The organism is Spirosoma sp. KCTC 42546 (genome assembly GCF_006965485.1).
Lineage (GTDB): Bacteria > Bacteroidota > Bacteroidia > Cytophagales > Spirosomataceae > Spirosoma.
In genome coordinates this window covers 3,465,005-3,488,123 of sequence record NZ_CP041360.1, presented here as the reverse complement: position 1 = coordinate 3,488,123, position 23,119 = coordinate 3,465,005, and the positions used below count along the sequence as shown (strand labels likewise).

The 23,119-nt window shown below is 46.0% G+C and carries 11 protein-coding genes; 4 read left to right on the top strand and 7 right to left on the bottom strand.

Annotated elements, in window-relative coordinates:
- Positions 1 to 52: 52 nt before the first annotated feature.
- The 5 genes from EXU85_RS14205 to EXU85_RS14185 form a co-directional block, all read right to left on the bottom strand.
- Entirely contained in the window at positions 53 to 4,129 is a 4,077-nt protein-coding gene (locus EXU85_RS14205; protein ID WP_142772718.1) for a non-ribosomal peptide synthetase, read from the bottom strand.
- A 5-nt stretch (positions 4,130 to 4,134) separates the two neighbouring features.
- Positions 4,135 to 10,911 (bottom strand): polyketide synthase, encoded by a 6,777-nt coding sequence (locus EXU85_RS14200; protein WP_142772717.1) that lies wholly within the window; start codon positions 10,909 to 10,911, stop codon positions 4,135 to 4,137.
- Between the two features lie 107 nt (positions 10,912 to 11,018).
- The gene (locus EXU85_RS14195) at positions 11,019 to 13,208 is read right to left on the bottom strand and encodes a lipopolysaccharide biosynthesis protein (RefSeq protein ID WP_142772716.1); all 2,190 of its coding nucleotides are present in this window, start codon (positions 13,206 to 13,208) and stop codon (positions 11,019 to 11,021) included.
- A gap of 9 nt (positions 13,209 to 13,217) precedes the next feature.
- Positions 13,218 to 14,057: a TolC family protein gene (locus EXU85_RS14190; protein WP_142772715.1), complete on the bottom strand. Its 840-nt coding sequence runs from the start codon at positions 14,055 to 14,057 to the stop codon at positions 13,218 to 13,220.
- Between the two features lie 218 nt (positions 14,058 to 14,275).
- Positions 14,276 to 15,469 (bottom strand): glycosyltransferase family 2 protein, encoded by a 1,194-nt coding sequence (locus tag EXU85_RS14185; protein WP_142772714.1) that lies wholly within the window; start codon positions 15,467 to 15,469, stop codon positions 14,276 to 14,278.
- Positions 15,470 to 15,757: 288 nt separating this feature from the next.
- Between EXU85_RS14185 and EXU85_RS14180 the strand changes: the two genes are divergently transcribed.
- A complete protein-coding gene (locus tag EXU85_RS14180) occupies positions 15,758 to 16,012 on the top strand; it encodes a hypothetical protein (RefSeq protein ID WP_142772713.1) in 255 nt (84 codons plus the stop codon).
- Between the two features lie 59 nt (positions 16,013 to 16,071).
- Here EXU85_RS14180 and EXU85_RS14175 read toward each other — a convergent pair whose 3' ends face one another.
- Both EXU85_RS14175 and EXU85_RS14170 read right to left on the bottom strand, forming a co-directional pair.
- Positions 16,072 to 16,923 carry a DUF3037 domain-containing protein gene (locus EXU85_RS14175; protein WP_142772712.1) on the bottom strand — a complete coding sequence of 284 codons (852 nt, stop codon included), beginning with the start codon at positions 16,921 to 16,923 and terminating at the stop codon, positions 16,072 to 16,074.
- The gene (locus tag EXU85_RS14170) at positions 16,920 to 17,729 is read right to left on the bottom strand and encodes a HipA family kinase (protein ID WP_142772711.1); all 810 of its coding nucleotides are present in this window, start codon (positions 17,727 to 17,729) and stop codon (positions 16,920 to 16,922) included. The genes EXU85_RS14175 and EXU85_RS14170 overlap by 4 nt, the downstream gene beginning before the upstream one ends.
- 269 nt (positions 17,730 to 17,998) lie before the next feature.
- Here EXU85_RS14170 and EXU85_RS14165 point away from each other — a divergent pair, with 269 nt between their 5' ends.
- From EXU85_RS14165 to EXU85_RS14155, 3 genes are read left to right on the top strand one after another with little or no spacing between them, the layout of a single operon-like run.
- The gene (locus EXU85_RS14165; RefSeq protein ID WP_142772710.1) at positions 17,999 to 19,525 is read left to right on the top strand and encodes a class I SAM-dependent DNA methyltransferase; all 1,527 of its coding nucleotides are present in this window, start codon (positions 17,999 to 18,001) and stop codon (positions 19,523 to 19,525) included.
- The gene (locus EXU85_RS14160; protein ID WP_142772709.1) at positions 19,522 to 21,009 is read left to right on the top strand and encodes a restriction endonuclease subunit S; all 1,488 of its coding nucleotides are present in this window, start codon (positions 19,522 to 19,524) and stop codon (positions 21,007 to 21,009) included. Before EXU85_RS14165 ends, EXU85_RS14160 begins: the two co-directional genes overlap by 4 nt.
- 4 nt (positions 21,010 to 21,013) lie before the next feature.
- Positions 21,014 to 22,942, top strand: coding sequence for a restriction system-associated AAA family ATPase (locus EXU85_RS14155; protein WP_142772708.1), 1,929 nt, complete (start codon positions 21,014 to 21,016; stop codon positions 22,940 to 22,942).
- Positions 22,943 to 23,119: the final 177 nt, after the last annotated feature.

Sequence of the window (23,119 nt, the reverse complement as noted above, 5' to 3'; positions counted from 1 at the left end):
ATTATCCATTATCCATTATTCATTGTACATTATCCATTATTCATTTAAACACTTAGGAGTTATCCAGTGCTCGTTGCAGGGAATGAGCAAATTCTTTATCGTTAGGAGGCAACAGCATGAGCTCGTGATCGCCCGGAACGTTGTGTACACGTACTCCTTTTAAGGCATATTTTTTCCAGCCCAGATACTTGTTATCATCAACAAAATAAAGCCGCACCTGCGCTTTAAACAGATCCACGATACCATCGTAGGGCTTCATCGTATATTTTGCAAAAGCTGATTCATGCTTTTCAATGATCTGCTCAAAGAGGTCGAGTCCTTCTTTGGGTTTCGGCTTTTCCCGTAAACCCACCGCCTTGAGTAGTCGATCCACCTGCCGTTCAACATACACCTGCTGATAACGGAGCGTTGCGCCGGGCTTGCTTACTAACGAACTCGTAAACCACACAAATTTCGGAAACTGTCTAAGAATTTTTCGCTGCAACCAACTGGCCAGTGACCGGTTCAAATCCGATTCCTGTGCATTGGTATCGAACATGGCCAGCATTTTTACTTCTTTGCCCATCGCTTTTAACTGCCGGGCCATTTCGAGGGCTACGTACCCACCAAACGAATAACCAGCGATAGCATAAGGGCCCGTTGGGTTTTGCTCAAGTACTTCAGTAAGGTAGAAAGCTGCAATCTCGCCAATATCGTCCAGGGGTTCATCAATACCATCCAACCCGCGAGCCTGGAGCCCATAAATCGGTTGCTCAGGGTCCATATAACTCAATAAGCTACTGAAATTAAGCAGATTGAGCCCTATTCCATGAATGATGTAGATGGGAACTTTACGCCCTTCCGGCTGTATAGGAACCAGTGACTTCCAGTTAGTTGGCTTGGCATCAGCCTGAACCAGCTGGGCCAGTTTACGAACGGAAGGGTACGTTAATAGGGTTGATAAAGGCAGGCGTTTACCCGTTTCTTTTTCGAGTTGGGTCATTACCTGAACCGCAATCATCGAATGCCCGCCCAACTCAAAAAAGTCTGCATCAATATCAATTTTGTCAATTCCTAAAGCCTCCTTCCAGATTGCAGCAATGAGCTTTTCTGTTTCCGTACCCGGTTCAGTCTCGTTTCCGCTAGTTTGCAATAGACTAGCGGGTTTAGGCAACGCATTACGGTCAATTTTGCCATTTGGGGTGATGGGCAACTGCGGCAGGCTGACAAAGTCTGTTGGCACCATATATACCGGCAAAACCTCCTGCAACTTCGTCCGCCATACAAGTACCTGACCCCTAAAGGCATCAGTAGACAGTAATGGATTCGTTACGACATACGCAATCAGCCGCTGGTCACCAGGCCGTTCTTCACGAGCCACAACAACCGCTTCGCGTATGCCAGGCTGCGTGATTAGCGCGTGTTCAATCTCCCCCAATTCAATCCGGTATCCTCTGACTTTCACCTGCTGGTCAATCCGACCCAGGCAATGAATTTCGCCATCGGCCATAAACTTGCCCAAATCACCCGTCCGGTACATCATCCTTTTTCTGGATTTGTCAAACGGATTCGGGACAAACTTGTCGCGGGTAAGTTCGGGACGGTTGAGATACCCTCGCGCTACACCTTCACCAGCCAGGTAGATTTCGCCGATGCTACCCTCTGGCAATGGATTCAGATGTTCATCGAGGATGTAAACCTGCGTATTTTGAATAGGTCTGCCAATGGTTATAATCTCATCGCTGGCAAGAATCTGCTTTCCGGTCGAATAGATGGTGGTTTCCGTCGGGCCATACATATTCCAGAGTGAGCCGCAACGGGCTGTCAGCTTTTGCGCCAGGTCTTTCGACATAGGCTCGCCACAACACAGGATTTTCAGGGGCAAACGTTCCTCCCAACCGGCAGCCAGCATCATTTTGTAGGTGACCGGCGTAGCCTGAATCATACTGATCTGCCAGTTCGGTATTGCCTCCAGTAACGCACGACCGTCCTTGGTCATTTCGGCATCTGCCAATACTAGCGTAGCACCTACTAATAAAGGCAAATACAATTCAAGGCCAGCAATATCGAAGGAAACGGTAGTGACGGCCAGTAACGCATCATCTTTTGTGATGCCTGGCCAGGCAATCATGCTATAAAGCAGATTAACCAGATTATGATGCTCAATAAGTACCCCTTTCGGCTGGCCCGTTGATCCAGACGTGTACAGGATATAGGCCAGATCATGGCCCGTAACGGGAACATTGGGGGCAGATTTCGGGTATGTCTCCAATTCGGCAAGCACCTGTTCAATCAGCACGACTGTTGGCTGATTGGATAGTGGTCCGGCAGTCTGGTACGTGGCTCGTTCACCTGTATGGTATTTTTTGGAGGTGATGAGCATGGATGCCGATGAGTCGGCTAACATAAATGCAACCCGATCATGCGGATATTCCGGATCAATAGGCACATAGGCTGCGCCTGCTTTTAAAACAGCCAGCAGGGTAATAACTAACTCCGGCGACCGATCCATGACGACACCCACCACCGCTTTCTGCTTGTCTGAACCTAGTCCATACGTCAGGATTGCGTGGGCTATCTGGTTGGCTCGTTCATTGAGTTCGCGGTAAGTCAGTGTTTGGCCCTTCGTAAAAACGAGGGCTGTTTTATCTGGTTGGCTCGCTGCCGTTTGATCAAGCAGTGCCTGTAACGAACTGGTTCCTGGGTAATCGGCCGCGGTGTTATTCCAAAGGGTTAATTTTCGCAGCTGTTCAAACTGATCAGCTAACAAGATATCCTCAATCAGTATGGATGGATTGGCAACGACTGCTTCCAGTACGTTTTCAAATTCGCCCATCATCCGGTCGATTGTGCTTTCTTTGAATAAGTCCGTATTATAAGACCACTCCAACACCAGTTCAGCGGTTGATGACGATCCGCTAATATTCAGGAATAAATCAACGGCTCCATATTCCCGGGGGTTGCTAATGAGCTGATAATCGAGTCCATAGAAATTAACTCCATCGTCCAGCCCCATATCTACGTTGAAAATAACCGGCACGAGCGGGACTCGTGATGGATCTCTGACAATGGATATTTTCTTCAGTAGGCTACCGAAGGTGAGTTGCTGATGCTCGTAGGCATCGAGCACATCTTCCTTACGTTGTTTTAAAAACTGGAGAAAGCTAAGTTCCGAACGGGGAAAACTCCGCAGTGGCAGTAAATTCACGCAGTGGCCAACCAAACCCAGATAGCCGGTAGCCGATTGACCTGAGGTTGGTAATCCCAAAACAATATGGTCCTGTCCAGTCAATCGGTACAGAAATACCTCAAAACTGGCCATCAACGTGGTAACGAAACTACAGCCCGCCTTCGCCCCCATCTTTTTGACTGCCAATCCTAACGTATCGCCAAGTGGATAATCCCGGCGGGCAATTTTGTAGGTACGAAGGGTTGGCCGGGCGAAATCGGTTGGCAAGTCGAGTAAAGGAACGGATTCTTTGTACTGATCGACCCAAAACTTTTCGATCTCCTGGTATTCCTTAGTTGTCAGAAACTGAAGCTGATCAGCAGCATACTGGCTATAAGTAGGTGCCTCGGGCAAAGCAGGCAAACGATGTTGAGCGTAAGCCGAATAGAGCGCGCTCAAGTCTTGTAGCATAATGCCTAATGACCAGCCATCGCACACAATGTGGTGCGCTGTTAACGTGAAGTGATGGCTCGTGTCGGAAAGCTTGATCAAACCAACTTTCGCCAGCGGCCCATTCAGAAGATCGAACAGATACAGGGCATCCTGTTTTACATACTCCTTGATGATCTGCTCCTGTTCGGCCGGGGTTTTGTCAGCGCAATCCTGATAGATCAGATCAATAGAAAGCTGACCAAATACACACATCTGCCTTCCATCGGCACTAAATGCCGAATGCAGCGCTTCGTGACGTTGAACCAGCGCTTGCCAGGCCTGCTCCAGCGCATTTTTATGTAAGTAGCCATTAAACCGTAGTGAGACTGACTCATTAAATGCCCGGCTGGCATCATCGCCACCTAATTGACAGGCTGCCCATACTTCCGTTTGCGGCTCGGTGGCTGGCGCAAGCCGCACAATATCGGGGCCATCAAACGGATTAAAGTCAACAGCAATCAGATTTACGTTTGTAATGCTTTCCGCCATTCTAGTCAATTTAATTCAACCTGAAGGTATTTTCCAGGCTGGTCTGGATTAGGGATAAACCAGGCTGGGTTACCTTCCCGATCCCGACCCAGTCTGGCACCCGGAGCAGGGGGTACGTCTATAGAAAACGTTGCACCGACCTTCTCAGAGCTAACTACCGTATTTGAAGCATTTTTAAAAAAACCGGCGTCGATCAGTTCGTGAATACTTTCGGTAAACCGGCGAATTATCGTATCAATTTCCTGATCAGTATGGGCTTCTGTCAGGAAACAGGGGAACCCATCCCAGATGTGTATTCCCTTATTACGCATTAAGGTAAACAACAACTCGCCGTAAGTTATATCTTCTTTAAATTTTATTTTCCAAAGTGACCCAAAATTTACTACAAGGAGGGGAAGATGCTTTTCTGAAAGCACAGCGTTCAAGCCATCGGCAAGAAATTGGGTCTTTTGGGTTAATTGTTGTTGTAGACCTGGCCCTACTTCCTTCATATGCGTTAAGGATGCTTTGGCCGCAGCTAAGGCTAATGGATGTCGAACAAATGTTCCGGCAAAATACGTAACGCCCACTTCTGGCACAGAGGTATCGCCATATTGCCAGAAGCCACCATCGAGCGCATCCATAAACTCGCGTTTACCCGCAATGACACCAATGGGTAAACCAGCCCCAACGACCTTACCATACGAACCCAGATCCGCTTTGATCCCAAACAGAGCCTGTGCTCCACCAGGGTGCGTTCGGAAACCCGTGATGACTTCATCGAAAATCAGGACCGTGCCCGATTGTGCGGTGATGGCGCGTACTTTTTTCAGAAACTCGATGGGCACAAACTCAGGTCTACGGCTTTGAACAGGTTCTACCAAAACAGCTGCCAGTTCGTGTGCCCGTTCACGGATGATCTGAAGGCTTTCGTCGGTACCATAGTCCAAAATCAGCATGTTCTGCACGGCCTCTGGCATAATGCCGGGTGCAGCTGGAAATGACTTGAGTTTTTTGGTACCCCTAACCAGAACCTCATCAACAATACCATGGTAGGAACCAGCAAAGGCAACGATCAACGACCGGCCCGTTACGGTTCGGGCAATCCGCATCGTTCCAAGTACTGCCTCGGAACCCGTGTTGCACAATGCCGCCCGGTCGGCGCCCGTCAGTTCACAAATTAATTGACTGACTTCGCCCGCCAGTTCATGCTGCGGCCCAACCTCAAATCCTCGTTCAATTTGTTCATGTAAGGCTTCTTTAACCCAATCAGGCTGATAGCCAAACATATTTGAACCGAAGCCATTCAGCGCATCAATGTATTCATTCCCATCAATATCCCACACCCGGCTCCCTTTTGAACGATTGACCACCAGTGGATATACAATTTCTTTCGTCAGCGGCCGGAAACCGGATACGACTCGTGGATCGGCCATTTGTGCCCGATGCTCCTGAGCATACGCTTTACTCTTGCCTGTTTTCTGATTATACCGCTCCGTAAACTCTCGCAAGAAATCCTGCTGCTTCGTTGTTAGTTCCGAAGCCTGTCGTTCAATACGGGCTGTTGCACCAAATGGCTTTTTCAGTTCCACCTTTTCTTCAGGTGTCAAATCAGCGGTATCGGCAATTTTGTGCCCATTCGAGCTACCATTCGACGTTCCATTACTGGAAGCCAGAATAGACTTTATCGTAGCAGGAATGGCGGGTGTAATGGGAGCAGTTGGCAAGGGGGCTACCGGATTTCCACCCTGTAGCAATTCAATCTGTTTGGCAAGTAGTTGTAGCTGCTGAGCAATTAAATCCAACGCGGGATTTCCTAGTGCCGACCCTGTTGATACTGGGTTGTAAGCAACAACAGGTTGGTTGATAGGCATCGGTGCCGATAACGGCGCTGGCTGCTGCACCTCAACAGGTAACGTCTGATCGAGATAATTGACTAATTGTTCAGGTGACGTATATTCGCTTGTTAACTGTCGGAAGGTGACTGGTATGCCAAATTCTTTTTTGAGCGTTAAGGCTACCTGAGTAAGCAATAACGAATCGAAGCCGATTTCCAGGAAACTCGTATCTGACGATATGCCATCTAGTTCAATCCCGGATGCGTCTTCCAGGAGTTGGTTAATTTTTTTGAGTAGGGTGTCTTTTCTCATAGTAACCGATTGCATTTCTGGTGTGAGGGGAATAGATACTGATTCATTCTCCAGCGAGGAACTAGCTGCATAGGATTGGCCGTTCGACAAACTCTGTTGATTAACATTAGTCGAATACTGACCTGGCGGTTCGGCCTGTACAACTACCGGGTCAACCCAACAACGTTTCCGAGTAAAGGCGTACGTGGGTAGCGATACATTTATCCGTTGCTGGCCTGTATAAAAGGCCTTCCAGTCTGGCTCCAAACCCGCCAGATACAGTTGCCCAAGTGTTGTTAAAACGGACTGACAGTTCGCTAGTACATCGGGCTGATTCGCTAATCCGGCCAAGACCGTCACTGGCTTTTTACCCGCTTGTTGCCGAGCCAGAGTTGCCGTAACATGCCCCGGGCCAACCTCAAGTAAAAGTGGATTATCGAAGGTAAAAATCGTATCGAGGGCATCTGAGAAACGTACCGTTGCCCGGAGGTGGGTTGCCCAATAATTCGGATCGGTGGCTTGTGTATCCGTTAACCAGTTGCCAGTCACCGTTGAAACGATGGGCTTTTTCGGGCGGTTCAGCGAAACTCCGGCAACAATCTTCTCAAACTCGCCAACAATTGGGTCCATCATGGCGGAGTGAAAGGCATGGCTGGTTACCAGTGGCTGGTTGGGAATTTCCTTCTCATCGAGCAAACGGGCAAAATCGGCAATGTCTTCATCAGGACCCGCTACAACGCAGAGGGTATGGCTATTAATGGCCGCCATAGAGATTGTTGAAGGCAGTATCGCCAACACAGCAGTTGCCGCCTTTCGTACGGATAGCATACTGCCACGTGGCAATTCACTGACCATTCGGCCACGAGCCGCAATCAGCGTTAGTGCATCCGCTAAAGAGAATATACCTGCCAGATGGGCGGCCACAAACTCACCTACGCTATGCCCACAAAAAACCGATGGTTCAATGCCCCAACTCATCCATAATTGAGCTAAGGCATATTCGGTCACAAACAGAGCCGGTTGTGTATATCGGGTATTTTTCAGTCGTAATTCAACCTCAGAATTGATAAGGTCGGCGTACATAACCTGGCGGATATCGGTATCCAAATAGGGACTCAACAGTTCAGCACAGGCGTCTACTGCCTGACGGAATACCGTTTCATTTTCGTATAACGCCCGGCCCATGTTCAGGTATTGCGACCCTTGCCCTGGAAAGAGAAAAGCGACTTCATCAGGCCGGTCGGCAACCTTAGGTTTACTTGTTGGCGATTTACCTGGTTCAGCCAGTAAGTTGCCAACAAGTTCGGCCTGCGTGGCGGCTACCACAAAACGCCGGTGCTTAAAATTGGCCCGCGTGGTTTGCAGTGTAAACGCTACATCCGCCAGATTCAGTGAAGTAGGCTGGTTCAGTTGTGTTGCCAGGTTCCGGGCATACGCATCCAGGCTAGCTTGTGTTTTTGCCGACCAGGTAATCAATTGAACTGGTCGACCTGCCTCTGAAACCTGGGGTTGTTGATCAAACTCTTCCAGAACGACATGAACGTTTGTACCACCCACCCCGAATGAACTCACCCCAGCTCGGCGTGGTAGGCGCTCCGATGAAGTTGAATCCGCTACGTTCCAATCTGTGAGTTTCGTATTGACAAAAAATGGACTGTTAGCAAAATCAATAGCAGGGTTTGAACGCTCGTAATTAATCGATGGGGGAATCTGCTTATGATACAAAGCCAGTGTGGTTTTGATCAATCCGGCCACACCCGCAGCCTGGGTCAAATGCCCCATGTTGCTTTTAATAGAACCAATGGCACAGTATTGTTTTTCAGTCTGTTCGCCAAACGCCTGTGTTAAGCCATCAATTTCAATGGGATCACCAAGTGGCGTTGCCGTTCCATGCGCTTCCACATAGCTGATGGTTGCGGGATCGATACCGGCATCGGCAATGGCCATAGCGATGGCCCCTGCCTGCCCCTCGGCGCTGGGTGCGGTAAAACTACCTTTGCCCCCACCATCATTGTTAACGCCAACTCCTTTAATGACCGCATAAATTGTATCACCATCACGCAGGGCCGCTTCCCGATTTTTCAACAAAACGACCCCTGCTCCATCGCTGAACACGGTTCCCTGCGCATCGGCATCAAATGAACGGCAATGTCCGTCCCGACTGAGCATAGCCCCTTCCTGATATAAATGGCCGCTGTTGAGGGGCGTGGTTATGCTCGCACCACCCGCCAGCGCCAGGTCACACTGGCCGTTTCGAATGCTCTGAACCGCCTGCGAAATAGCCAATAGCGATGTTGAACAGGCCGAGTAGACACTAACGGCAGGGCCTTTCAGATTCAACTGATAGGCCGTTCGGGAAGCTATGTAATCTTTTTCATTCAAGGTCATTACCTGAAACGCCCCAACCTGATCGATCAGATCCTTATGTCCGAGTACATTATTCAGGTAATACGTATTATTTCCGCAACCGGCAAACACACCCACGCAACCATCGTAGTGTTGCGGTAAGTAGCCCGTTTGCTCCAGCGTTTCCCACGCAATCTCCAGAAAAACGCGTTGCTGGGGATCCATCAGTTGCGCTACGTTGGGCGTCAGTCCGAAAAACTGCGCATCAAACTGGTCGGCCTGCTCAATAACACCCCTTGCTTTTACATAGAGCGGATCATGTTTAAGGCTGGCTGGTATACTGGCGTCTAATTCACTGTCTGTGAAAAATCGAGTAGTTTCTTTTCCCTGCTTCAGCAGTTCCCACAGGGCATCAACCGTGCTTGCTCCCGGAAAACGGCCTGCCATCCCAATTACGGCGACATCATTATCCGAAGTAAGCTGGCTTTCTTTTTCCGTTTGGAATTTAGCTGACTCGTTCGTTGATCGGGTAGCCAGTTGTGATTTCAGCGGGTTCAAATAACCAGCAATGCCGGCAACTGTCGGAAATTGATACAGCTTCGTAACGGGTAGTGTTTGCTCATACTGCTTTAACGAGGCTACCGTCTTCTGAGCCAGTAAGGAATTCCCTCCCAGTTCAAAGAAATTATCATCCAACCCTACTTTATCGACTTGTAACAGGTCAATCCAGATACGGGCGATTGTTTGTTCAAGCTCACTCTTAGGCTTTCGATAGGCAATGTCTAATTCAGGCCGTTTGCGTTCAGGGGCTGGTAACTGCTTTTTATCAACCTTGCCACTGCTGGTTTTAGGGAGCTCATCCAGCCAGACAAAAGCGGACGGCATCATGTAGTCAGGCAGTTGTTGTTCGAGTTGAGTTCGAATACCAGACTTGGCTACCTGATCGTTAGTCGCTACCAAATAGGCAACCAGTCGTTTCTGACTATCAGTACCTTCACGGGCCACAATCACAGCCTGCTTAACACCGGGAAGCTGATTTATACTAACTTCGACTTCGCCCAGTTCAACCCGGTGTCCCCGGATTTTCACCTGATCATCGCGACGGCCTAAAAATTCAATAGCTCCATCGGGTAGCAATCGGCCGAGGTCTCCAGTGCGATAGATACGCATCTGCCCTTGTTGTGGCACTTCGAGTTCGATGAATTTTTCGCTGGTCAGCACGGGCTGATTCAGGTACCCTTCGGCTAAGCAGGCTCCTCCAAAGCAAAGTTCCCCCACCTCTCCATCAGGCAGGATTGTCAGGTTATCATCAACAACAACTAAACTGACATTGTCGATGACCTGACCAATGGTTGGTAATAAAGGCCAGTTGGCAGGATCGCCCGTTAAGGCTAGTTGGGTGATTACATGGCACTCTGTAGGGCCATACTGGTTGAATAATACACAAGCGGGAAGAGCCGAAAAAAACTGAATGAGTTGGGGGGTAATCTTTAACTGTTCACCGGCGGTCATAATTTCACGCAAGTGCACTGGAAACCGGCCCGTGCTCACGGCTGTTTCCGCCAGGTACTGGAGAGCAACAAAGGGCAGAAACAGTCGATTTATGGCTTGTTCATCAATAAATCGCAACAGTGCATTTAAGTCAAGACGAAGCGTTTCATCAATCAACATCAAGGTTCCGCCCGTGCTCAGGGTAGCAAAAATCTCCTGAAACGAAACATCGAAGCTTAAAGGGGCCAGTTGAAGCGTTCGTGTACCCAAACCTGCATTCGACTGTTTTTCCTGCCATTGCAACAGATTCATAAGGGGTCTATGCCCCATGCAAACTCCCTTAGGCTTACCGGTCGATCCTGACGTGTATAAAACGTAAGCGGTGGTAGTCTGACGGCTAACCGTCTGTAGTGGCTGGGTGTATTCCTGATCAGACGCAATCACCTGAAGCCCCAACCGGTCGAAGAGTAGTTCGTCAGGTGCGGCAGCCAAACAGGTTCGGAGCGCGGAATCGGCTTTAATCTGTTGTAACCGGTGTTCAGGATAAGCTGGATCAAGCGGCAGGTAAGCCTTGCCCGACTTCAGGATAGCCAGCACACTCACAATCATTTCCAGATTACGGGTTGTACTTACCCCTATCTGTTCAGCATCTGGATCCGCGTATAAAATAGCCTGAGCGAGTGCTTCTGCCCGGTTGTTTAATTGATCATAGGTAAGCTCGTGCTCCCCAAAGATCACCGCAATACGATCCTGATTTTCGAGCGACACCTGCTCAACAAGCTGATGAACGAACTGCGGGGAGTGACTACCCCGGCTTATGTCATCATAAACACTCATACAGATAATTGATTGAGGACCAGCAACTCACCTAACTACACAATCCTATGAACCCGCAGGTAATGGATTTACCTGCCAGTGTGTTCACAAACCGTTCTGTCTTGATGCTAATAGGTATTCCGTTGGGACTGATACGATTGCTCCTGTGGAACAGGCTTCTGCATGGCGTCGGCCTTACGGGGCACATCCACATAATCTCCTTCCACACGGTTTAAGACCGTCAATATTGGTTGGTTGGTTACGCGCACATACATGCTCAACAGTTGTTTCTCTGCCCTTGCCCAAGGGCTATTAGCATCAATTATTAATAGAGATAAAGCGCTGCTTTTGAGCAGATAAACCGGAATCTGATGATTAATCAGAGCGGGGAGTTCAAGAATAATTCGGTCAAACTGGGTGCCATCGAATCCCTGGTTATAATCAACCAGGTAATCCACACCCGTAACATTCATAAAATCGGGACGGATGGTGTACGGGAAGTATGTTACACCCTGGCGATACTCGCGTTGCTCTTTACCCGTTACTCGCGGATAACAGTAAGCCACCTTCTGGTCAGCGGTTTCGTACAACTGAATCAATCCATTCGACACCCAGCTTTTGCCCTGTTTCGAGCGGATACTAAAGACCGTAATAACGGGTGGGTAAGGCTTACTAAGATTCTGCGTCACTTCAATATTAATGGCATTGAAGAGCTGCTCGAACATGCTGCGGGCCGCAAGAGTTGCTTTCGTAAAAACCAGCGGTTTTCTAACCGTTGGAAAAAGTGCTGCAACAGGCATTCCAATCATGGCTTCAGCTTGTTCCGGCGACTGGATTCGCTTGTCTAACCAGAACCTCAATGCGGTAAGTAACAAGGCAATGAAAATACCAACCCCAAAACCAATGACGATAAGTTGCAAACGTTTGGAAGGCTGGGGTATTAATGGAAAATCAGGCGCATCTAGAATTTCCAGCGTTCCCCCTATCGCGACATCCTGACGACGCGTTCGCGATTGATCCACATTCTGAATGAGATCCAGGTATTCTTTTTCGGCAACGGATAGCGCACGATTTAACTGGCGCAGTTGCGAACCCAGTGGTCCGTACTCGTTTGTTTTAGCGGCATAGTCATCCATCCGCTTTTGATAAAGCTCCAATCGGGCCGACGATTCTTCGTATTCGAGCGATTTGGTCAACCGATCGTTAGCCATTGTTTGGGCTGGAACGGCCTCATTCGAATTGGCGGCCGCATCATACTTTTGCGCGCTCACTTTCAAATCATCCGATGCCTGTTTAACACTTGCCTGCAATTGGGCAATTACCGTTTGCGGCTGTCCATAGGCGCGGGCATTGGCTAACTTATTCTCAGCTTCCGTAAGTTTCTTCTGTTTTTCGGTCAGGTCATTATTAGCGGAACGAATACTTCCCTGCTGGCCCATACGCCCATTAAGCGCATCTAAAGCCGCTTTAGCCGCATTTTTCCGCATTAATTCCTGATTGTACTCACTATTCAGGGCTTCGCGGGAAGCCGCCACGGTTCTGGCCTCTTCATCATAATCCAGCACCTGATGTTTCTCACTAAAGGCGCGCAGATCCGCTTCTGCCTGAGCCAGTTTAGCTTTTGCCTTCTCTAATTTTGCTTCGTAATAGCCAATAACGGAGTTGGTTTCCGATGTTTTGAGGGTTGCATATCGTTTGTTCAGAAATTCGATGGCATAATGCAGTGTACGCTGCGCTACGGCCGGATCATCTGACTCATACTCCATAAGTAATACGTCATTCGTATTCTTACGGGCCGATCCTTTGATTGTTTCACCCAGATGCTGAATCGAATAATACGAATCTGATTTTAGCAGCAAGGATTTTATGGGATTGTCGGTCGGCGTTTTTGCTAAACTATCAATCGTTCTATGCAACAGGGCAGAGTCGGCAGCAATATAAAACAGGTTCTCCCAGCCGGGTGTAATGGCGTTATGTAATTTCTGAAAACCAGCACTAGCTAATACTAACGAATCAGGTTGGCGCAGTCGAAGGTGATCTGTCAGCAAACCAATGCCTATCTGGAGCAGTGTTTCCCGCGAATTAAGGGTCGTTAGAATATTATCAAAGGCACTGGCTGATCGGTCCTGAAACGCACTATTACGATCTGATAGCAGCGAATAGCGAGACACCAGCCCGGTATAAAGTGTGGCCTGCGATTTATAGACCTTAGCCTCATGCCGGGTAACATAGAAAGCTGTTCCGGCTGTTACAACCGGAATAATGATGAACCAGAGTATATGCTGTTTCAGTAAGCGCAAAAAAACCTCGATTGTCATACAATTCGTTTAGTTACGTTTCAACCGTTGAATAGGCATACCCATTAGTGCTTCGAAATAATGAACATTCTTCAGGAAATTCCCTTTCGCCTGTTCTGATGCGGTCTTCGCCTGAACGTAGCGACTGGTAACCGAAGCCATTAAATCAGCCGTAATCTGGCCTTTCTGAATTTCGACCTCCGCCACCCGCAGGGCAGTTAACGAGGCTTGTTCATCAATCAACAATATCTTAAGAAGTTGCTGGGTCGTAATCATGTCCTGATAAATACCGATCAATTCACGCTTCAATTGCAACTCAACAGTTTCTTTCTGGTGAACAGCCGCTTTATAATTTGCACTAGCTTGCCGAACCTGATGTTTTCGCCCAAACAATTCATAGAGCGGTAACCGTACATCAATACCTACCCGGTAACCGTTTGCGATCTGCCCAAGGGTGCTCTCCGGCACTATCCCTCCGCCTGGTACAGCTGCTCCTCCCGACGAAATAAGTATTTGATTACCAGTAGAATAGTTTCCAAACCCAGCCACATTTTGTAGAATCTGTACTTTAGCTATCTCATGCGCTTCGTTGAGTGAGTTAGCAACTTCATTCTGGTATTTTACGACGGGTGAATGGGCGATTGCCACCTTCATTAACTCCTCGAATGGAAGTAATTGAATAGCAATGTCCTGATTAATATCGAGGTATAATGTATCATCAGCAAGGCCCGACGATGCACCGAATGAGACCAAACCCCGGACTCCCCGGCTTTGCCCGGAACAAACCGTTGTTGTAAGCGCCCCTAGTAGCAAGAAGAGACTAATGCGGGAAATCAGTATCGTATGTAAGCGGAATAAACGGAATCTCATTCTAAAAAAATTTACACAAGCCTCTTCGCACAGGTATCTCTCTGACAAGTTTTCTATTTCTAGAATACGGAAACTTATTATTTTACAAGTCAACCAAAACTCTACATCAAGTTAAAATCAAGTCACACCCATTCGGTCAACTTGTGTTCGCTAACTTTTGACTATTTTATTTCTACTTTGTCACACAACAAGCCTATTTCACTCAGCCTGAGTACTACTTAAGGTACCTGTGTATCGGGCGATCCCGTATGAGGGGTATGCATAAATCGCTTAAAGGCTTTTCGCATATTTAGTAACGCTTTTACAAAACTTAGTAACAACACTGGAATAAGCAGCAACTCTTTTACACTTACCCGTTTCCATAAATAAGTAGGCACAGAAAGGACGAGGCTAACCATCTGCAAAAGCAACAGGATGAGTGGAAGCTGCCATAAAACCGGCTTGCTAGTTAGCAAACCAATAAATAGACCGGCTATCAGTAAACCCAGTAAAAGAATTTTTGGTAAAATTATTGCCTGGATAACCTTAAATCCACTGGCAAATCGACCAGCCAGGAGTTCCCGTACACCACTCCAGAAGTAAAATTTCAGAAACTGCCACTGCGCTGCAATCCAGCGGGTTCGCTGATTTTCGAAGACGGCACGTTGCGCTACTTTCTCATCGTAAATATAAGCCTGCTCCAGATACCCAATTTTGAAGCCGCTCAGTACAATATTGGTTTCCAACTCTTTATCATAACCACCCATTGTGTATTGTGTGGTCATGGCAGCTTTCATAAGCGCGGGTTCAAACGCCATTCCCGACCCAATGGTTGCGGAAGACAGGCCGAGTACACGGCTTGCTTTTCTAAAAATATGATTGTTAATCTCTTCACTGATTGCATCCAGAACAGCCACGCTTGTATTTATATTTTTAGCAACGCGGTGCCCCTGAATGGCCCGCCACCCCTGCTCGAACGCGTTGTTTATCCGGCTCAGGAAATCCGGCGCCATATGGTTGTCTGCATCCGACACAACCAGTATATCGTATTGCTCGATTGGTAATCGGGCTAGTGCTGAATTGATCGCTTTAGCAACCGTAGATACGTCAAATGAAACCGTAAGTACCTTTATGGGTAAAGCAGCTAATTGGGCTAGTGTGTGAGCCTGAAATGAATCTGCAATGACAATCAGCTCAAATCGGTCTGCGGGGTAGGTTTGTTTTAGGTTTTCGGTAACGGATTCCACAATAACCGCATCTTCCTTATAAGCAGGAATTAGAACCCCTATTTTTCTGAAAACAAGCGGGGCCGCTGGTTGATCCGTATCATCGGCCTTACCGAGTCGACCTGCAATGGCAAAGAAGACCCAGTACAAGACATTTAATGCAATAATTCCTATAAAGAGGTGGTAAACGAAGACTATAAACTGCATAATAAACCAAAATGGATCGACCAGAGAACTATTGGCAGGTTATAAGAAAGTAATGCCTATGGTAGTCGATGGATAAAAAAAACGAGATCGCTTCACCGTAAGTTTCGCTTCTTCAGACCAGAACCTTTCGATAAACTACCGCCTAATAAATTTTTGATGGCAGTAGTCGATCTAATCCGTTTAACAGGCCGTATCAGTATAGAAATCTTTCTATTTAAGACCAGCAATTTGTGACCAAGTCACAAAACACGACGCAACCCTAAGCCTAAACTTATCGTATATAAGTATATGCGCTACATCGTTGTTTTCGCTCAGCAGGAAATTGGCTACGCCGTGGGGTTCGATAACTCCGCCGACGCGGTAGATTTTTTATTCTGGGGCTACGAAGAATACGATTTGCTGCCCTATGGCATTTTCGATGCGCTCACCGGCGAAGTATTCCCCTACGAGCATCGGGGAGAGCTGGTGGTAGAAGTAGATGAGGAGACCATCAGTCGCACAGCAAAGGATTATTTGAAGGCGGCTATCCGGCAGACGACCTAATGGCAAACAACAGGTATCTTTAAACAAGTAAGCCTGGTCAATGTGCCAGACTTACTTGTTTATTTAGTTTCATGCTCTATTATTTCTTCCTGCACTTGTTGCGTAAATTGTTCTGCTTCCTGCTGCTTGACTACCGAAACCGTTGCCGAGCCAAACACCTTGTTATCAAGCTTATCCAACACAAAGGCCATCAATTCAGGATCGTCCGTTGGAAGAGCCGCTAGTAATTGAAGCGTAATGGGTTCATCTGCGGTACGTAGTTCATCAAGGCGGCCCACCCACCGATACACCTTGTTTTTTACTGAATCCGCTTTTTTCAAATCGAACGTTACTGGTTCATAGCAGTGCCAGATTTCGTTTTTCCAGGCATATGGAAATTCGATCACATCTTTTGCTGTCGTCACTTTATGAGTCTGGAGCCGATTGGTAATATTACGTTTTTCAAAAAGTGGTCGGTAAAGCTTTTTCCAAACGTCATAATCGGTACGTATATCCTCACTAACTTCTGGCGTATAATTCTCGACCATGCGGTCATATAGTTCTCCAAAAGTCAATTCTAAATCATCATCTAACCCGTATTTCACTTCAGAGAATTGAAGTGCCGTATCGTCCTTGACTAAAAACCGATTCGTAATCGACTCCAAACTTGTTGGCTTTTCTAAGCGCACTTGACGGTCAATGTTGAGACGATCAGCATAGTCTTCCAGCATTGCTTCCAAATGCCGCAATCGACGCTGCAAATTACGACCGTCAAGTCCAGGAAAAAACGAGCTTACACGACTGACTGAGCGAATAAATCCAGCCTTTACAAAACGAGATTCTGCCTGAAATAAGACTAAACCCACGTTGACAAACTCCCCGCTCACGCGGTCGGGCAGGTAACGCAGTACCTGATATTCGTAGGTTTTCATACTAAAAATGGTTTAACGGATTGCACAAACAAATCGCTGTTGTTGACTATCTCGGTCAAAAAACTCCGTATTTCCGGCAATTGGTCAGTGCGCCATTCCGGGGGTATCAGTTCAAACGCTTTATCCCAAAATTTGTTATCCAAGCGACCAAATGCTTCTTGAATAGCTATTTCTGGTAATGGGAAACGTTTAATTTTAGCCAGCAAAAATAGGTTTTCTATCCATATGCGATCCTGTTCTCGCAGTTGATAGGGCTTAGCATTTTTGAATAAAGCCTGAATAAAACTAAAAGCTAATTCATGATCGTATATAACCAGTTCCTGCCCATTCGCCATCAAATTAGGTTTCTCGGCCCGCCTGTCTGCATTTTGAATAAACACATCAAAGACAAAAATGTGCTGTGCTTGTGGCAGTTCCACGGCACTCAGGGGTTGATGAACAGGGAGCGTATCATAACCCGGCACATAAACTGAACCAACATTCAGACCAATACTCTTTGCCAGCAGTTGATAATGTGGTTTACCTCGTTCGAGTTCCACAAACTCGTCTCCTACGTCTACTAAAACTGGTTCAACCACCCGAATTCCCCACTCCTTAGCAATAAAGGCAGCTAATAGTTCGCGAGCACAAGCTTCGGGCGTCATACGCTCACCACCACGAAACTTTACAACGCAGTCAATTAATTGTCGGGTTTGCTGGTTACGGGCAGCTACTAATCCAGGTTGATTAGCACCGGTCGTAAACGTATCGTTGTATCGTAAGGCCGTCAGACGAGGAAGCCGATACGACGTGTCAGTAATAAGCATGGTTGAACAAGGTACGGAATGAGCAAATATATGAAAATACAAACCACTCCATCCCTAAAGTGGACCAGCTTAAAATCAACTAGATACGAAAATAGTCCCAAATCCCCGCGTAGCGACGTAATGGCAAACAAGTGATTCTATTTATATTTGGCAGGTTGGGCTTAATTGCTTTTCTCAAGTGTACGGTTTGACAAGTTGCATAGCAATACTAGTCATGTAAATTTCTATGACGAAGTAACCCTAGCGTTAATAATACCACTCATTCGATAATGCTTCAAAATTCTGATATTAAACAACTGATTAAACAACTTTGGAATAAGTTTTGGTCAGGTGGAATTAGTAATCCGATTACTGCCATTGAGCAAATCACTTACCTGCTCTTCATGCGTCGACTCGACGAAGACGACGCGGAACGTATGACAAATGATGAAACCTATGTTAGCATTTTCCCTAGGCAAGAGCTTCGTTGGTTTTACTTCAAAGATATGCCTGGCGACAAGTTACTTAGTCATATACAGACGGATGTCTTTCCATTTCTAAAAACGCTCTCTCCGGCCGACTCGCCGTTCGCAGAGCACATGAAAAACGCGGTATTCATCATTCCAAAACCGTCCCTGATGGTGGACGCGGTGAAAATTATTGATGAAATCTATATTAAGATTACTCATGACTCGGCTGTTGATGGCCGAGGGCATTCGGTACAAGATATTCAGGGCGATGTATATGAATACTTGCTTTCGGAAATTGCATCAGCCGGTAAGAATGGACAGTTTCGCACTCCTCGTCATATCATCAATCTGATTGTCGAATTAGTGCAACCACAATTCGGCGCTTCCATAGCCGACCCCGCCTGTGGTACAGGCGGTTTTTTAGTTGCAGCTTATATTTATATACTGACGCAATTTACATCCGATGCTTATCGCAAAAAAGATGAAGATGGCTTCATTCGAGGAACTAAAGCGGATAAACTTATAGACTATACTCGCAAATCCAGTTGGGAGCACGACTGTTTTCATGGTTTTGACATTGACCAAACTATGGTACGTATGGGGCTAATGAACCTAATGATGCACGGTTTCAGCAATCCACAAATTAAGTATCAAGACACGCTTTCCCGAGGTTATAATGAAGACAGCCGGTATGATTTTGTATTAGCAAATCCACCCTTTACGGGCAATATCAACAAAGAGGATATCAACGATGGTTTATTACAAATGGTTGATACCCGAAAAACTGAGATCCTATTTATTGCTGGTATCTACAGAATGCTAAGTGTGGGTGGTACGGCGGCTATAATTGTACCACAGGGTGTACTGTTCAGTTCAAGTAAAGCCTTTGTTGAAGCTCGAAAGATTATTGTAGACGACTGTGAGCTTAAAGCAGTGATTACAATGCCAAGTGGCGTATTTAAGCCTTACGCAGGGGTGAGTACGGCCATCCTAATTTTCACTAAAGGAGGCACTACTACTCAAACTTGGTTTTACGAGATGCTTGCTGATGGACGGACTTTGGATGATAAACGAGCCAAACTTGACAGCTATGGTGACTTGCAGGCTATTGTGACGCTATACCGCGAACGTACCAGTAAACCGCCTAAAGGTCGTAAAGGCCGCTGTTTCGTAGTGCCCAAATCTGAATTGGTCGATAATAGCTATGACCTCAGCCTTAGTAAATACAAAGAAGACGACTATGTCTCAACAGAATATAAAACACCTAGCCTAATACTATCAGAGTTGCGAACGCTGGAAACTGAAATTATGGCAGGATTAAGCGAATTGGAGGGCTTTTTAAAATGAACTATGCGACTTTGAGCAGTATTGCTGCTAATGTCAGAAATGCAATCGTTGATGGCCCATTTGGGTCTTCTCTCAAAACCAGTGACTATGTCGATAAGGGGATTCCTGTACTACAGGGTCAGAATATAACTGGAGATACATTCAACTTCAACAATATTCGATTTATTACTAATGAGAAAGCAAATGAACTTTCAAGAAGCAAAGTATATGTAGGTGATGTACTGATGATCAAAATCGGATCAATCGGCTATAGTGCACAAATAGATGATCTTCGTGGCTTTCCGTATGCAATAATTCCTGCCAACTTAGCCAAAATAACGCCTGATCTATTAAAGATTGATCCTGATTACTTAGTAAAGATTCTCAATAGTGTTGAAATAAAGCGACAGTTACTTAAGTCAGCTTCAAAAACTGCACAGCCTGCTTTGAGTTTAGGTAAAATTAAAGCACTAGAAATACCTCTCCCAGACCTCATAACTCAACGCCAAATCGCTCAAGTATTAAGCAGGGCACAGAATCTCATCAGAGCCCGGCAGCGCACCCTTACAGCATTAGACGAACTACTCAAAAGCACATTTTATGAATTCTTCGGTGACCCGGTTCGGAATGAAAAAGGTTGGGAAAAGCGAAAATTAGGGGAATGTGTTCTCAAAATAGAAAGTGGTTGGAGTCCAGTCTGTTTAAGTACGCCAAAAATTAATGAGAATGAATGGGGTGTATTAAAGCTAGGTGCCATCAGTAGCAGATTTTACAAACCTAAAGAGAATAAGAAGTTACCCGAGAATGTAATACCGCGTTCCGATATTGAAGTCCATAAAGGTGATTTACTATTCTCCCGTAAAAATACAAGAGAATTAGTAGGGGCTTGCGTATTGGTCTTTGATACTTTACCTAAGTTAATGATGTCTGACACCATTTTTCGGCTTGTTTACAGAAAAGATATTGCCTTGCCCCATTATCTATACTATCTTATTAACCACATCGGATTCAGGAAAATCGTTCAAGCATTAGCTTCAGGAAGTGCTGGTTCAATGCCGAATATATCGAAAGATAGATTAAGCAATTTAAACCTTCCTTTGCCACCTATAGCCCTTCAAACTCAATTCGCGGCAGTAGTCGAGCGAGTTACTAACATAAGGGTACAACAACAGACATCATTAACAAGCTTGCAGTTACTGTATCAAAGCTTACTACAAGCGGCCTTCCAGGGGGATCTCGATGTGAGCAAAGTAAACGAAGTCGTTTCACGCCCGACTTCTACAAATAGTCAAGACACTTCTGAAGAATTAATTTGGCAGAATCTCCGCTCTCAAGTTAATAACCAGTCTATTACTTTAGAAGATTTGCAAAATGTATTTCCCAATGCAGATTATCCTAAACTGCGCGAATTGGTTTTTAACGCCATTGACTCAGGCCATCTAACTCAAACATACGATACTAAAGAACGGGCTGTACAGTTAAAAGCAGGGGCACCTCGTATATGAAGCTATGAAGCTACTTCGCCTACACCTGCTCAGCCCATTTCGAGGCCTACCCAGCGGTTTCAACGTAACGTTTTATGCTCCCACTACAGGAGGTCTACTCGCTAATGGGCTTGAGCCGATTTGTTTAGTCGGCTTAAACGGTTCGGGTAAATCAAACCTCCTTGAAGTAATCGCTGAATTGTTTTATTACTTAGAAAACTATCAGCGAGCGGCTGACAAATTGGCTTCGAATCCAACTACTCAAACACATTATGACCCAAAACTACGGGCTCAGTTCCAGGAGAACATCATACAGGAAAGGGACAGCGATAACGCATTGGAAGCTGGTTTGGAGGAGTATAAAACGTCGTTTGGTTTTATCGTAGAATATGCATTTGATCCAGCTACGTGGGCTGTCGTACTCGAAGATGCCCTGCGTCGTTCTGAAGACTGGATTCGTTCCCGATTCGATAGCTCTTATGTCCAGCTCAGTTTTACGGACTCACTGAACGCACAGCAACGTATAAATCCCAAACTTCATATTCGCAAAAATCCAGGTGAGTTACCAAGTTGGGATGTCTTGGAGCACCACCATGAATCAACTTCTCCAGTATTCCAGACGCCATTTATGCCACTACCCCGGCATGTTGTTGGTTATTCATCGGGGCTTAACGAGCTATTATCAAATCCGTTTATTCGGATGAATATGCATTATGTCGATGAAAACCTGTTCGATGATAAGAAGTCAGAACAAGTATCATCACTCGTTAACCTCGCCTTAAACAGGTTGCTTTTTATTGATTATGATTCTAACAAAGCGGTTGTACTGTCTAATTACCTATTCCCTTTTAAAGAATACAGTATTAGCCAAAATCAACGAGAAGCGTACCCTCGTTTAGCAACACTCAATCAACTACTTAACGTTAATTTTCTTGAGAGCTTCCGCATTACATTGCGTATACCTGCCCGAATTAGTTTGAATAATAATTTAGACAGAGTGGTTCAGAAATTACGTCGATGTGCAACCCTTTCTAATGAGAAAATATTAGAGGATGGGCGTACTGAAATCCGAATGGATTTTAAACTAGACGCACCTCCAGAAACAGCAGCTGACTTCCTGGCCGATTATACAGATGCAGTTCGACAAGCGTTTCGGGATCACTTTGGTGAACCCAGCGAATTATTTCAAGGACTGTATTTGCTGCAACTGCTGAATGTCCGTTTATATAGCGATGTATTACGTGAACGGGTCAAAAACCTTCAGTCTGGCGATAATTTGTCGGATTTATTACCAAAATATGAAGAGCAGCAACTTTTATTTTCAATAGGAGATATTGCGTTTCGTAAAACCGGGGTGGCCAAGCCTGTTTACTACCAGCAATTGTCCGACGGCGAACACCAGTTGTTACACGTCATGGGTTCACTCATGCTATTAAATGCGCCTGGTACATTGTTTCTTTTTGACGAACCAGAAACGCACTTTAATCCTGAATGGCGTAGTCGGTTCGTTAGTCTGCTCAATGAAGTAGTTCATGATCCTGAATGGGACTATTATGACTCCGAAGAAGCTAGTGATTCTTACAACTACGATAAATTTGAACCCGAACATCCTCAACGCGAACAGGAGGTTTTACTAACGACGCATTCACCATTTATCATCTCGGACTGTAAACCGGATAAAGTGTTACTTTTTAAACGCGGGCAACAAGAACCTAAACGGCCTGATTTCAACACCTTCGGAGCTTCAATAAATCAAATAACATTAAAGGTTTTTGGCAAACGAGAAACTATCTCAGGGATGGTAATGGACAGATTAAATGTATTGGAGCAAGAGGTTAGAGAGGGTCGAAAAACAATAGCTGAGGTTCGTCACCTTACCGACCAGTTTGGAGATTCAGTTGAAAAAATGTTGTTTTTACGTTTCCTTGACGAATTAGAAAATCCGATAGATTAAGGCTATGTTATTTTCATACCGCTACGTATCCCATTCAATTGAACGCTTACAGTTTTTCTTACAGCATACAGTTTTTCATGTATGGTGTAGAGCATACGAACCGTTCGACGTGTCGTTACTACACCCTGATTTCCAATCAATTGTCACTGAGATCAGTGGCAACAAAAACGACTACCT

Excerpts from the sequence above, each read along its gene's own strand:
- EXU85_RS14175 (WP_142772712.1), bottom strand. The coding sequence starts at position 16,923 with ATGAAAACCTACGAATATCAGGTACTGCGTTACCTGCCCGACCGCGTG.
- EXU85_RS14185 (WP_142772714.1), bottom strand. The coding sequence starts at position 15,469 with ATGCAGTTTATAGTCTTCGTTTACCACCTCTTTATAGGAATTATTGCA.
- EXU85_RS14155 (WP_142772708.1), top strand. The coding sequence starts at position 21,014 with ATGAAGCTACTTCGCCTACACCTGCTCAGCCCATTTCGAGGCCTACCC.
- EXU85_RS14200 (WP_142772717.1), bottom strand. The coding sequence starts at position 10,911 with ATGAGTGTTTATGATGACATAAGCCGGGGTAGTCACTCCCCGCAGTTC.
- EXU85_RS14165 (WP_142772710.1), top strand. The coding sequence starts at position 17,999 with ATGCTTCAAAATTCTGATATTAAACAACTGATTAAACAACTTTGGAAT.
- EXU85_RS14180 (WP_142772713.1), top strand. The coding sequence starts at position 15,758 with ATGCGCTACATCGTTGTTTTCGCTCAGCAGGAAATTGGCTACGCCGTG.
- EXU85_RS14160 (WP_142772709.1), top strand. The coding sequence starts at position 19,522 with ATGAACTATGCGACTTTGAGCAGTATTGCTGCTAATGTCAGAAATGCA.
- EXU85_RS14195 (WP_142772716.1), bottom strand. The coding sequence starts at position 13,208 with ATGACAATCGAGGTTTTTTTGCGCTTACTGAAACAGCATATACTCTGG.
- EXU85_RS14170 (WP_142772711.1), bottom strand. The coding sequence starts at position 17,729 with ATGCTTATTACTGACACGTCGTATCGGCTTCCTCGTCTGACGGCCTTA.
- EXU85_RS14190 (WP_142772715.1), bottom strand. The coding sequence starts at position 14,057 with ATGAGATTCCGTTTATTCCGCTTACATACGATACTGATTTCCCGCATT.
- EXU85_RS14205 (WP_142772718.1), bottom strand. The coding sequence starts at position 4,129 with ATGGCGGAAAGCATTACAAACGTAAATCTGATTGCTGTTGACTTTAAT.